This window comes from Salinisphaera sp. T5B8 (assembly GCF_040361255.1).
GTDB lineage: Bacteria > Pseudomonadota > Gammaproteobacteria > Nevskiales > Salinisphaeraceae > Salinisphaera.
The window spans coordinates 1-12,148 of sequence record NZ_APNG01000018.1; the positions used below are offsets into that span (position 1 = coordinate 1).

The window sequence follows — 12,148 nt, forward strand, 5'->3', positions numbered from 1 at the left end:
TCCGGTGGGTCAGATACTGACCCTGCTGAGTTTCGGGGCTAATCAAGTTCGCGTTTATTTGCGGACCGAAAAAAGCGATGTTCGTAAGACAAAAAAAAGGCCGACCCTCGGGCCGGCCCGCGTGGCACGGGGCATACCCCCGAAGCCACCCGATACTGGTTGTCGCCGCGATCAGCCGTGTTCGGCCTTGAGCGACTCGGCGGTCACCTGTTCGCGGTTTTTCCATTTCTCACGCATCGCCTCGAGCTCTTCGGGCGGCAGCGAAATCAGGCCCAGCGACTTGAGCGCGCCGCGATCGCTGGCCATCTGATCGGACAGGAACAGTTTGACGTAGTCGTCCATGCCGTCGATCCGCCCGACATGCGCGTTCTTGGCGTAGAAGAACAGCGAACGCGATACCGGATATTCGCCGGAAGAAATCAACTCGCGCTTGGGCTCGACGCCGTCGACCTTGGCGGCTTGAATCTTGCCGCGGTTCTCTTCCAGGAAGGAGTAGCCGAAGATGCCGACCGCATTGCCGTTCTGGGCGAGCTTTTGCACGATCAGATTATCGTTCTCGCCGGAGGGCACGAACTTGCCGTCCTGACGCACGGCGGGCTTGTTGCCGTCGTAGCCGTCGATGTTCTGGGCGCCGTGTTCCATCACCAACTCCTCGAAGGCATCACGCGTGCCCGAGGAGGTGGGCGGGCCGTAGATCAGAATTTCGTGGTCCGGCAGGCTCGGGTCGATATCGCTCCACTTGTTGTAGGGATTGTCGACCAGTTGGCCGTCCTGCGGCACCTTCGCGGCTACGGCCTTGGTGAGTTGTTCGCGCGACAGGTCGAGATCCGGCTCACCGGCTTTCTGGCCGATCACGATGCCGTCGTAACCGACCATGATCTGGGTGATATCGTCGACACCGTTGTCCTGGCACATCTTCAGCTCGGAGGCCTTCATCGGCCGCGAGGCATTGGTGAAGTCCGGCGTATCTTCGCTGGCGCCCTCGCAGAACAGCTTGAAACCGCCGCCCGAACCGGTGGATTCGACGACCGGCGTACGCAGGTCGGTGGTCGCACCGAGTTCCTCGGCCACATAGGACGAGAACGGATAGACCGTCGACGAGCCGACAATACGGATCTGGCTACGGTCGTATTTCTCGGCGCCCGCCTGAGCCTGCGAATCGCTGGCGCCTTGGCTGGCTTGATCGTCGTTGCTCTGCTCGCCCTGGCCGCAGGCAGTCAGCGCGAGCGCGGTAACCGCGATCGTCAAAAACGATTTGGGCGAGTTGGAAAATAGCGAGGTCCGCATTAAATGATCCTGGATTTGAGGGTCGATAGTCGACGCGTTTTGCGCAAGGCTGTCAGGCAATCATGACAGTTTTATGACGTCGCCGGCTGTGCGGCCGTGGCGCGTGCGTTCGCTGGCAGCCGGGTGACCGGAGCGAATTCCCCGACAAAGGAGATTTCCGGGGTCAGCCAGTAGCCGGTTTCGGCCTGTACGCAACGCTGCGCATGCATGATCAGCGCGCAGACATCGGCCGCGGTGGCGTGGCCGTGGTTGACAATGATGTTGGCGTGCCGCGGTGAAATCTGGGCATCGCCGCAGCGCAGCCCTTTGAGGCCGCATTCGTCGATGAGCCGGCCTGCGCCGATGCCCTCGATCTTGCGAAAGATCGAGCCGGCCGAGGGTTCGCTATCCAGCGGTGGGTGGCGCTCGGCACGCCAGCGCAAATTCTCCTGCATGATGCGGGTGAGCGTGGCCGCCGGCGCGGGCTCGAGCTCGAAGGTGGCCGAGAGCACGATATCGTCGCGCGAATGCAGCACCGACTGGTCGTAGCCGAATTCGAAGTAATCGACATCCACACGCTGGCGTCGGTTGTCGGCGGTGAGAATCTCGGCGGATTCGAGCACTTCGCCGATGAACATGGTGCGTTCACGCGCCGGCGCGGGCGAAAGAAAATGCAGGTTCTGCCAGAGCGCGCCGCCCACGGTGGAGGGAATGCCGACATAGTGTTCGAGCCCCGACAGACCCTGGGCGACGGCGGCATCGATCAGGTCGGGATAGACCAGGGCGCCACTGGCCGCGGTCACGCAGGTGCCATACACGTCGATCGCGCGGGCCTGATTGGCAATCACCAGCCCCGGATAGCCACGATCGCCGACCAGAATGTTGGCGCCGCGCCCGAGCAGGAAATAGTCGATATCGAAGCGCCGCGCCACGCGTACCGCGGTGGCCAGCGCTTGCGGGGTTTCGGCTTCCACATAGAAAGCGGCCGGTCCGCCGATACGAAAGCTCGTGCGCGGCGCGAGCGCGACATTGCGCTTGAGCGCTGCACCCAGATGCTGGGCCAGGGCGCGCTGCTGCGCGGCGGTGGGCGTACGGGGTTTACGCATGGCGGTAAACGGTCAGCATAAAACGCCAATGTTCGATGCCCGAGAGCGCGAATACAAGCACGCGCGCGTCACGGGATGTCGACGCCGGTCGTGTTTGACGTAAGCTGGCAGCAAATCAAATCGATAAAACGAGAACGCCTTGTCTGAGTCGCAGCGCATCGTCGTATTCGACCTCGATGTCACGCTTACCCGCTACGACACGTTTCTGCCCTTCGTGATCGGTTATCTGCGTTACCAGCGCAAACGGCGCAGCGTCGGTGCGAGTTGGCGCCTGCCCTGGAACCTGCTGCGGTTCTGGCGCTGGGGCGATCGCACCTGGGTGAAGACCCAGGTGCTGCGCTCGTTCGTGGGCGGGCAGCCGCGCGAGCGCGTCGAGGCCTGGGCCGATCGGTTTGTCGACGAGTTGCTCGAAGACGCCATGCGCGAGCAGGGAGTCGCCCAGCTGCGCCAGCATCAGGACGAAGGTGCGCGCGTGATTCTGGCGTCCGCGAGTTTCGATATCTATGTTGCGCGCCTGGCCGAAAAGCTGCACATCAACGAAGTCCTGGCCACCCGCGTGGCCTGGAATGCCCGCGACCGGCTGGTGGGCATGGACGGCGAGAACTGTCGCGATGACGAGAAACTGCGTCGTCTCAAGGCGCTCGACGGCATCCCGGCAGACGGCCGCGGGGTGACCGCCTATTCGGATTCGCATGCCGATCTGCCGCTGTTGTCCTGGGCTGAGAACGGCGTGGCAGTGTGTCCGTCCAAGCGCCTGTTCCATCAGGTCGGCGGCCTGGGGCTCGAAGTCGCGCGCTGGTGAGCGTTTCCCAGATCTTTCTGGTGCTCGCCGTGGGGCTGGCCAGCCTCGCCCAGATTTTGCTCAAGCACGGCATGATGCGCTGTGCAAACGCCCGCGCCGGCCATGTCTGGTTGCGCCCGCTACGCGAACCGCTGGTGCTCGCTGGCATGAGCGCCCAGGTCATCTTGACCTGCCTGTGGCTCGTGGTCCTGTCGCATATCGATGTCAGTCTGGCGTTTCCGGTACTCGCGCTGAGCTATGTCGTGGTGGTGGCTTATTCGGCAATTTCGATGGACGAAGTGGTCGGCAAGCGACGCTGGTGCGGTGTCGTGCTCATCGTGGCGGGCGTGGGCGTGCTGGCCTGGGCAGCCTGAATGCTGGGTGTCCGGCGCAAATCCTGGGTGAGTATCGGGCTGCTGCTGTTGTCGGTCTCGCTGATGGCCGCCGGGCAGCTATGCATGCGCCGCGGCATGCTCGACTTCGGGCCCATCGACTCGCCGGCCGCGTTCGCGAATCTGGTGTGGGGCGGCATCGTCGCGCCGTCGAGTATCGGCTTTGTCTGGCTGGGCATGATCGTCTATTCGATCGCGATTCTGGTCTGGCTGCAGGTGCTTTCGCGCATGGATCTGAGCATCGCTTTTCCGCTGATGAGCCTGAGCTATGTGCTGGTCTATCTGGGTGCGGCCCTGTGGCCGGCGCTCGAGGAGGCGATCACCATCGGCCGGCTGGCGGGCACGGCGTTGATCATGTGCGGCGTGGCGCTGGTGGCCGGTTCTCGTCGGCGTTAGCTGACCGGCGAAGCGCTAAAACCCGCAGTCCGTTGCCGAGGCACAGAACAGTACGGGCGTGCCCGGCTCCAGCTCGGTCAGGCTGAGCGAGGGCGCGGCCAGACTAACGCCCAGGCTATCGAGCAGCGGGTCGAGAATCGGCGCGAGGGTGGTGGCGGTGAGCACGGTCAGCGTATCGCCCAACCCGTCGATGGCCGTGGCAAGAACGGCGCGCGTCAATCCGGTGGCGATCTCGCCCAGCACGGGTGCTTCGGGGAGAATCACGTAGTCGAGCTGGATATTGTCGACCAGGGCTGCGATATCGGCACTGCGCAGGGTCGTGTCGCCGTCGTGGGTCAGCGGTAGACGCGCGAGATCGTCGATATCGTCGAACACCACGCGCTGGTTCGTACGCGCCAGTAGCGTCGAGCGCTGGTTGGCTCGATTAAAGATTTCGGCCACCGTGATGCCCGCAATGCGTATCGCCGCGCGCTCGCCGGTGGCGATATCGCCGGCCGGCGTCGGCGAGCCGATGGCGGCTTCGGCCGCAGCGCTGTCGGCGCTGACCGTTACGGTATAGAACGGCTGTTGTGCACTCGCGCAGTCGATACGCTCGAGACGCGCCTCGCCGGAGGCCACGCGCAGCGATACCGGCAAAACGACTTCCGCCAGTGCCACGCCGCCTACATCGAGCGCCAGCCGCAGATCGAGCCCGAGTGCGACCTGGGCCGATTCGACCCGCGTGTAGTAGCGCCCGCTCGCGTTGGTACCGGCCGGGCCGATGACCGTGCGCGCCGGTTCGAGCAGCGCAAGCGACACCGCGACCCCGCCGAGATTCACCGGCAGTGTGGGCAGGGCGAGATCGAGCGCGATCGGCGTGTCGCGATCGGCGGCGATCAACTGGGCCACGGTATTGATCAGGTTGCCCAGGCTGATCGAGGCATCCCGGCCCACCGGCCCAGCCAGGCTCAGCACGGCCGACAGGGGTTGGTCGCCGAGCTGATCGAGTACCGCCGCGATCACCCCGCGTCCGAGCCCGTCCAGGCGCGCCGAGACATTGCCCAGCGCCGTGGCAATACGCACGTCGAGCAGATCCTCGGGTTCGATCACCCCGAGATCGATGCCCAGCAGATCGCCGAGATTCACCCGCGTTTCGGCCAGGTCGCCGGCGCTGGCGAGCTCGATGTCGGTGCCCAGCAGATCGCCCAGCAGGGCAGGATCGATACGCGCCAGCGTGGTGCCATAGCGCAGTGCCGCGCGTGGCTGGCTGCGCGCACCCGCCGCGGCCGTGAGCGTGATATCGCCGTTGTCGAATAGGCCGAACAGCGGCTCATAGCCGCGATCGACCACCTGCAGCCGTACGCCATCGGGCCGACCGGTGCCGCGCGTGCTCAAGGTATACAGACCGAGGTCGTCGTCGACGTCGACAAAGCCTTCGTCGTAGCGCGTGACTACGGGGATGTCCTCGCCCGCGCGTTGCGCATAGTTGGCCGCCAGGCTGGCGCGCGCGGCCGCCGCGCCGTCGCTGCTGCCCAGATCGCGGCGACAGCCACTGGCCTGACGGGCGGCCTCGATCGCGGCGAGGTTGGCACTGGCGGCCAGCTTGCGCTGGGCGGCATACAGGCGCCCGGTATCGACGGCGAAGGTCAATAACGCTACCGCGGCGACGATGAATGCCGCCGTGAGAATCGCGATCGCGCCGCGCTGTCGCGAATGAAGGGCAGGCCGGCTCAAGCTGGAATGGTCTCCTGGGGGATACGCCCGCGACAATCGCTCGTCGCCCTGATCACGCTATCGGCGGCGCCCCCATCTGTGGTCTATTCATCGTACAGGCCGTCGTACAGGCCATTGTATGGGCAGCAGCCCGGCGAGGGCGTACACTTGCGCGCCTTCGAATCGAAGACCCGACGCATGCCAACGCTGGATTACATCGTAACGCCGGTCGCAGCGGGTGCCCATCGCCTGCGGGTGGTGCTGGAGACCGCGGTCGAAGCCGGCGCGCCTGTCGAGCTGGTGCTGCCCAGCTGGATTCCGGGCAGTTATGTCATTCGCGATTTCGCCCGGCATCTGTTGTCGATCGCGGCCGAAAGCGATGGCGAGCCCATCGACGTGGTATCGCTCGATCGCCAGCGCTGGGGCTGTACGCCCGGCGGCGAACGCTTGCGTGTGGTCTGCGAGTTCTATGCCCGCGACGAATCGGTACGCGCGGCCTTCCTCGACGATACCCGGGCGTTTTTCAACTTCACCTCGCTTGCGCTGCGCCCAGCGGGACGCGAGCGCGATGGTTGTCGTGTCACCCTCGAAGCGCCGGTCGGTATCGACGACTGGCAGGTGATCACCACGCTGGCCGGCGAAGACATCGACAGCCGTGGTTTCGGCGTCTATACGGCCGACGATTACTGGGCGCTGATCGATCAGCCCGTCGCCATGGGCACGGCGGTGGAATATGTGCGCTTCGCCGTACGCGGGGTGCCCCATGCCTTCGTGCTGCTGGGCAGCCATGATGCCGACACCCAGCGCCTGGCCGCCGATCTGGGCCAGGTCTGCGAGGCCCAGGCCGCGGTGTTCGATGAATTGCCGGCGCGCGAGTATCTGTTCTTCGCCCAGATCACGGCCAACGGCTTCGGCGGGCTCGAGCATCGCGAGTCCAGCGTATTGCAGGTCGCACGCAATGCCCTGCCGGCGCGTATCGAGCCGCAGCCTGGCCAGGCCACGCGCAGCAGCGCCTATGAAACGTTGCTGGGGTTGTGCAGCCACGAATATTTTCATTTGTGGAACGTCAAACGTATTCGTCCGGCGGCGGTGGCTGCCAGCGATCTGCAATCGGAAGCCTATTTTCGCGACCTATGGGCCTATGAAGGTGTGACCTCGTATTACGACGATCTGGGACTGGTGCGCGCGGGGCTCATTTCCGAGCAGGGCTATCTCGACCGGTTGGCGACACTGGCCACGCGTATCGACCGCACGCCGGGGCGTCATCGCCAGAGTCTCGCCCAGTCCAGCTTCGATGCCTGGCTGAAATTCTATCGCCCTGACGAGAACACGCCTAATGCGGTGGTCAGCTATTACGGCAAGGGCGCCCAGTTCGCGCTCGGCCTCGATCTGAAACTGCGGGTGGAAACCGACGGTGCGCTCGCGCTCGACGACGTGATGCGCGAACTCTGGCAACGCCATGGGCGCCACGACGCGCCGGTGCCCGAACACGGGCTGGCCACGCTGGCGGCCGAGCTGTCGGGGCTGGACCTGTCGGATTTTGTCGACGCCCATCTGGAAACCACGATCGATGCGCCCTGGGCCGACTGGCTGCGCTATTTCGGCATCGAGGCGCTGTTCGCGCCGGCCAGCGACGACGCCGCGCTCATCCAGGGGCGCCTGGGACTGCGTGTGGGCAGCGAAGCCCAGCCGCGGGTGGCGCATGTCTTCGACGCGGGCGTGGCCCAGGCCGCCGGTCTATCGCCGCAGGATCGGCTGGTCGCGCTCGATGGCGTGGAAGTCGTTGGCGCCACCCTGGCCGAACGTCTGCGCCGGTATCCGGCCGGGGCCGTGGTGCGTATGCATCTGCTGCGGGGCGACGAACTGTTGCTGCGCGAGGTCACCTTAGCCGCGGATGCGGCAGGAGAATGGAAGCTGCGTATCGATAGCCAAGCCGATCCGGACGCCCATGCGCGCCGTGCGAACTGGTTGCAAGGTGTCCACGCAGCGGCCTGAATCCTGGATCGGCGCCGCGGACGCAGACACGCTCTGCGATCTGTTCGCCGCCCGTGTCGCGCGTACGCCCGACGCGCTGGCCTATCGTTTCTACAGTCCCAAGCGGCATGAATGGATCAGCCTGACCTGGGCCCAGGCCTCGGCCCGGGTTCAGCGCTGGCAGGCGGTGTTGGCCGAGGCCGGCGTCAAACCGGGTGACCGGGTCGCGATCATGCTGCGCAACAGCCCCGAATGGCTGTGTGTCGATCAGGCCGTCATGGCGCTCGGCGCCGTGACCGTGGGGCTGTTCTGTGCGGATACGCCGGCCAGCAATGCGCATCTGATCGAAGACAGCGGCGCGCGTGTGCTGGTCGCGGTCAAGGCACGCTGGGTCGAGCGTATTCTCGAAGCCGATGATTGCCCGCAGCTGGAAACGGCGCTGGTATTCAACGGCGATATCCAGCCTGGCACGCGTATTCGCGGTGCGGAAACAGCGCTGGCCGAGGCCGCGGAAGCGCATCGTGCCGGCGTCGCCGTCGAGGCCGACGCGCTGGCGAGTCTGGTCTATACCTCGGGCTCGACCGGCCGTGCGCGCGGCGCGATGCTCACCCATGCCAATCTGGTGTTCAATGCCCAGGCCTGCGCGGATGCGCTGCCGGTGATCGAGCACGAGCATGCGTTGTCCTACGTGCCGTTGCCGCATTCCTACGAACGCGTGGTCAATGCCTATCGGGCAATGATCACCGGTGGCGTGATCACCTTCTGCCGGCATCCGCGTTTTCTCGGCCTGACCCTGGCACGCGCGCCGATCACCACGCTCATCGGCGTGCCGCGTGTCTACGAGCGTTTCTATATCGAGCTCAACCGCTGGCTGTCCCGGCGCCCGCAGTTCGTACGCCGCCTGGTGGCGTTCACCATCACCCTGGGCGAGTCGGTATTCGAGCGCGAACAAGGGCGCAGCCGTCGCCGGGCCCGGCATCTGCTCTGGCCATTGCTGCGCTATTTCGTGGCCCGGCGCTGTCTGCGTCTGTTCGGCGCCGACATGCAATACGCGGTCTCCGGCGCGGCGGCCCTGCCGTACCCGGTTGCACGTACGCTCGTGGGGCTGGGCGTGCCGGTGCTGCAGGGCTACGGGCTGACCGAGGCCGGGCCGGTGGTCAGCGTCAACCGGCTGCACGACAACGCCATCGACAGCGTGGGCATCGTGCTCGACGGTGTGGAAACCAAGGTCGGGCCCGACAACGAACTTTTGGTGCGCGGCGCGGGCGTGATGCGCGGCTACTGGCAGGACGACGAGGCCACGGCACGCACTATCTCGGCCGGCGGCTGGCTGCATACCGGCGACAAGGTCAGCCGGCTCGACAAGAACCGGCTGTATCTGACCGGGCGCATGAAAGAGGTGATCGTCATGACCACGGGCGAGAAAGCCTCGCCCGAGCCGCTGGAAGAAGCGCTGCGCCTGGACGAACTGGTCGAGCGGGCCGTGGTGGTCGGCGAAGCGCGTCCGGTACTCGCGGCGATCGTGAGCTGCCCGGCGGATACGTTGGTGCCGGTCATGCGTCGCCTGGGGCTGGATTCGAATATCCCGGCCAGTTTGAGCAGTGCGCGTCTGGAGAATTTCTTCATCGCACGTTTTGCCCGGCTACTGGCGGGCTATCCGGCCCATGCCCAGATCCGGCGGGTGGCGATCACCACCGATCGCTGGAGCCAGGCCAACGATCTGGTGACGGCTACCGACAAGACCCGCCGTCGGCGTGTGGCACGCTGCTATGCTCGCGATATCGCGCGTCTGTATGGCCGGCGGGCACCGGGCGAAAAAGCGGACGTGTCGCAGAACACGAACCTGGGGTAACGATGAGTTTGAGCACCGTTTTGATCGGCGTCGTGGCACTGGCGCTGGCGTATCTGATCGGCTCGCTATCGGGCAGCCTGCTGCTCGCGCGCGCCTTCGGCCGGCCCGATCCTCGCACCAGCGGCAGCGGCAATGCCGGGGCGACCAACGCCCTGCGTACCGGCGGGCGCGGCTACGGCGCCGCCGTGCTGGTGTTCGATCTGGTCAAGGGCGTGATTGCGGCGCTGGCGGTGCCGGCGATCTGTGGCCTGGGGTTCGCCATGGCGCTGGCCTGCGGTGCGGCCGCGGTGATCGGGCATGTGTATCCGGTGTTCTTCGGCTTTCGCGGCGGCAAGGGCGCGGCCACGCTTATCGGCGTACTGCTGGCGTTGCTGCCCGGCGCGTTGTTGCTGGGTCTGGCGGTCTGGATCGCCACGCTCGTGGCCAGCGGCTATGTGGGCCTGGCCACGCTGCTGGGCATGGTGGGTGTGGCGCTTGCCACGCTGTTCGCCCCCAGCGCGGGGCTGGCCGCCAAGGTGTTCGTCATCGCGATGACCGTGCTGATTTTCTATACCCACCGCGAGAACATCCAGCGTCTGCGTGAAGGGCGCGAGAACCGCTTCGAGCGGGTGATGTGGCGCCGGCGTTGAGCAGCGCCACGCTCATCGAACGGCTGGCCGACGGTGCCTGGCATCGCGGCCCGGCGCTGGCCGAGGCGCTGGGCGTATCGCGGGCCGCGATCTCGGCGCGGGTGGCCGAACTGCGCGAATTGGGTCTGGTCGTGCATTCGGTGGCCGGGCGCGGCTATCGGCTGGCGGAACCCATCGAACTGCTGGCTGAAGACGCCGTGCGTGACGCGCTCGGCGATGCGGGCGAGCGCCTGGATGGGCTGAGTATTCACGAGCGTATCGATTCCACCAATGCCGAACTCGCCCGCCGCGGCGGGCCGGGCATGCAGGCTTGTCTGGCCGAGTATCAATCGCAGGGCCGTGGCCGGGCCAGCCGGCCCTGGGCCTCGCCGTTCGGGGCCAATCTGTATGTGTCGCTGGCGGCCGATGTCGCCAGTACGCGGGCCCCGCTGGGCGCGCTGAGTCTGGCCGTTGGCGTGTGCGTGGTCGAGGCGTTACGCGATCTGGGCGCACAGGATCTGGCCTTGAAGTGGCCCAACGATATCTGGGCGGGGGGCGACAAGCTCGGCGGCATTCTCATCGAGCATCGCGGCGAGCTGGGCGCGCGGGCGCGTCTGATTGTGGGGCTGGGGCTGAATGTCGCCATGAATCGGAGCCAGGCAGAAAGCATTGATCAGCCCTGGACCCGGCTGGCCGATCACATGCCGAGCCTGCCATCGCGCAATCGTCTGGCTGCGGCCATGCTCGCGGCGCTGATTCGGGCGCTCGACGGCTTCGAAGCGCAGGGCTTCGAGATGTTTCGGGCGCGCTGGCAGGCGTTCGACGGCGTGCGCGACAAGCCGGTACGCGTGATCGAAAGCCAGGGCGAGCGTGTGGGCATCGCCCGCGGTATCGCCGCCGACGGCGCGCTGCAGGTCGAATTCGAAAACGGTATACAGCCGGTCTATTCCGGCGATGTGAGCCTGCGGCTGGCGCCATGATCCTGGTCGTGGATATCGGCAATACGCGCTGCAAGTGGGCCTTGGCGCAGGGCACCGCGCTTGCCCAGACCGGCGTGGTCGCGCGTGGCGATCACGCGGACTGGATCGAGCTGCTGCCGGCCGCCCCGGTCGAGGCCGTGCATGTATCGAGTGTCGCCCAGCCCGAGGCACTGGCTCGGCTGCGTGCCTTTGCCGACGCGCGCGGCATCGCTGTACATGTGGCCGTGAGTACGACCCAGGCGCACGATCTGACCAATGCCTACGCTGAACCGCAACGCCTGGGCGTGGATCGCTGGATGGCCTGTATCGCCGCCCGCGCCAGCGGCGACGGTTCCGTACTGATCGCCGATGCCGGCACCGCGCTCACCCTGGATTTCGTCGATGCCGAGGGCGCGCATCGTGGCGGTCTGATCGCGCCGGGCGTGGCCACGATGCGCGGCGCGCTACGTCGTCAGACCCAGCTGCGCCCGGCCAGTGAAGACGCCGCGCCGGTATGGCTGGCCCGCGATACCGATACCGCCATCGCAGCCGGCACGCTGCGCAGCGCGATCAGTCTGCTCGACAATGCGGCTGCGGAACTGGCCCCCGACCGGCTGCTGCTGACCGGCGGCGGCGCCGCGCAACTCGCCGAGCACCTGGCGCAACGATGGTCCCTGCGCCCACATCTCGTGCTCGAAGGCCTGGCGATACAGGCGCATCGTTCGCAACCCTAGCCAGCAGGCCGCGTACACGGCAGAATGAGCGCCAGCGCGGCCCGGCTGGCTGCGCTGTCTGCCCGAGGCCGGCGTAGCTCAGTTGGCAGAGCAGCTGTTTTGTAAACAGCAGGTCATCGGTTCGAACCCGGTCGCCGGCTCCATCTTCCTGTTTCGATTATTGCCCATTGCGGCTGCGCGTTACGCGCCGGCTGCCGTACGTTCGTGCGGGGCCTTGCGACTTTTGTCGTATAACGGCGATTCGCCATGCGCCGTGCTCGGCCCCTGCGCCGATTGCCGCGGTGCGCGGTTGCGGCGGTTCATCCCTTGGCTGGCTTGTGTTGCCGTGGCGCGTCCCGTGCAGGGCGTATACGTGTTGCCTTGCACCATAGTTGACATCGATTAAGCC

The 12,148-nt window shown here is 66.1% G+C and carries 11 protein-coding genes and 1 tRNA gene; 9 read left to right on the plus strand and 3 right to left on the minus strand.

Annotated features, from left to right (window positions below; all coding sequences use genetic code 11):
• Positions 1–171 precede the first annotated feature (171 nt).
• Positions 172–1,287 carry a PstS family phosphate ABC transporter substrate-binding protein gene (locus T5B8_RS15050; protein ID WP_353180071.1) on the minus strand — a complete coding sequence of 372 codons (1,116 nt, stop codon included), beginning with the start codon at positions 1,285–1,287 and terminating at the stop codon, positions 172–174.
• Positions 1,288–1,358: 71 nt separating this feature from the next.
• A complete protein-coding gene (murB, locus tag T5B8_RS15055; RefSeq protein WP_353180072.1) occupies positions 1,359–2,372 on the minus strand; it encodes a UDP-N-acetylmuramate dehydrogenase in 1,014 nt (337 codons plus the stop codon).
• Between the two features lie 139 nt (positions 2,373–2,511).
• Between murB and T5B8_RS15060 the strand changes: the two genes are divergently transcribed.
• Genes T5B8_RS15060 through T5B8_RS15070 form a run of 3 tightly spaced genes read left to right on the plus strand, consistent with a single transcriptional unit; the run spans position 2,512 to position 3,941 of the window.
• Entirely contained in the window at positions 2,512–3,174 is a 663-nt protein-coding gene (locus T5B8_RS15060; RefSeq protein ID WP_353180074.1) for an HAD-IB family hydrolase, read from the plus strand.
• A complete protein-coding gene (locus tag T5B8_RS15065; protein WP_353180076.1) occupies positions 3,171–3,527 on the plus strand; it encodes an EamA family transporter in 357 nt (118 codons plus the stop codon). The genes T5B8_RS15060 and T5B8_RS15065 overlap by 4 nt, the downstream gene beginning before the upstream one ends.
• Complete coding sequence (locus T5B8_RS15070) at positions 3,528–3,941, plus strand: DMT family transporter (RefSeq protein WP_353180078.1); 414 nt, start codon at positions 3,528–3,530, stop codon at positions 3,939–3,941.
• A gap of 15 nt (positions 3,942–3,956) precedes the next feature.
• Here the strand turns inward: T5B8_RS15070 and T5B8_RS15075 are convergent, their stop codons facing one another.
• Positions 3,957–5,654, minus strand: a complete 1,698-nt coding sequence (locus T5B8_RS15075; protein ID WP_353180080.1) for a pilus assembly protein TadG-related protein — start codon at positions 5,652–5,654, stop codon at positions 3,957–3,959.
• A gap of 177 nt (positions 5,655–5,831) precedes the next feature.
• Between T5B8_RS15075 and T5B8_RS15080 the strand changes: the two genes are divergently transcribed.
• The 6 genes from T5B8_RS15080 to T5B8_RS15105 all read left to right on the plus strand — a co-directional run bounded on the left by T5B8_RS15080 (position 5,832) and on the right by T5B8_RS15105 (position 11,903).
• Positions 5,832–7,628 carry a M61 family metallopeptidase gene (locus T5B8_RS15080; RefSeq protein WP_353180082.1) on the plus strand — a complete coding sequence of 599 codons (1,797 nt, stop codon included), beginning with the start codon at positions 5,832–5,834 and terminating at the stop codon, positions 7,626–7,628.
• On the plus strand, positions 7,609–9,459 hold the full coding sequence (locus T5B8_RS15085; protein ID WP_353180084.1) for an AMP-dependent synthetase/ligase: 1,851 nt from the start codon (positions 7,609–7,611) through the stop codon (positions 9,457–9,459). Before T5B8_RS15080 ends, T5B8_RS15085 begins: the two co-directional genes overlap by 20 nt.
• Positions 9,460–9,461: 2 nt before the next feature.
• Positions 9,462–10,088, plus strand: coding sequence for a glycerol-3-phosphate 1-O-acyltransferase PlsY (plsY, locus tag T5B8_RS15090; RefSeq protein ID WP_353180086.1), 627 nt, complete (start codon positions 9,462–9,464; stop codon positions 10,086–10,088).
• Complete coding sequence (locus T5B8_RS15095) at positions 10,073–11,047, plus strand: biotin--[acetyl-CoA-carboxylase] ligase (protein WP_353180088.1); 975 nt, start codon at positions 10,073–10,075, stop codon at positions 11,045–11,047. Before plsY ends, T5B8_RS15095 begins: the two co-directional genes overlap by 16 nt.
• Complete coding sequence (locus T5B8_RS15100; protein WP_353180090.1) at positions 11,044–11,760, plus strand: type III pantothenate kinase; 717 nt, start codon at positions 11,044–11,046, stop codon at positions 11,758–11,760. Before T5B8_RS15095 ends, T5B8_RS15100 begins: the two co-directional genes overlap by 4 nt.
• Before the next feature lie 67 nt (positions 11,761–11,827).
• Positions 11,828–11,903, plus strand: a tRNA-Thr gene (locus tag T5B8_RS15105).
• Positions 11,904–12,148 lie beyond the last annotated feature (245 nt).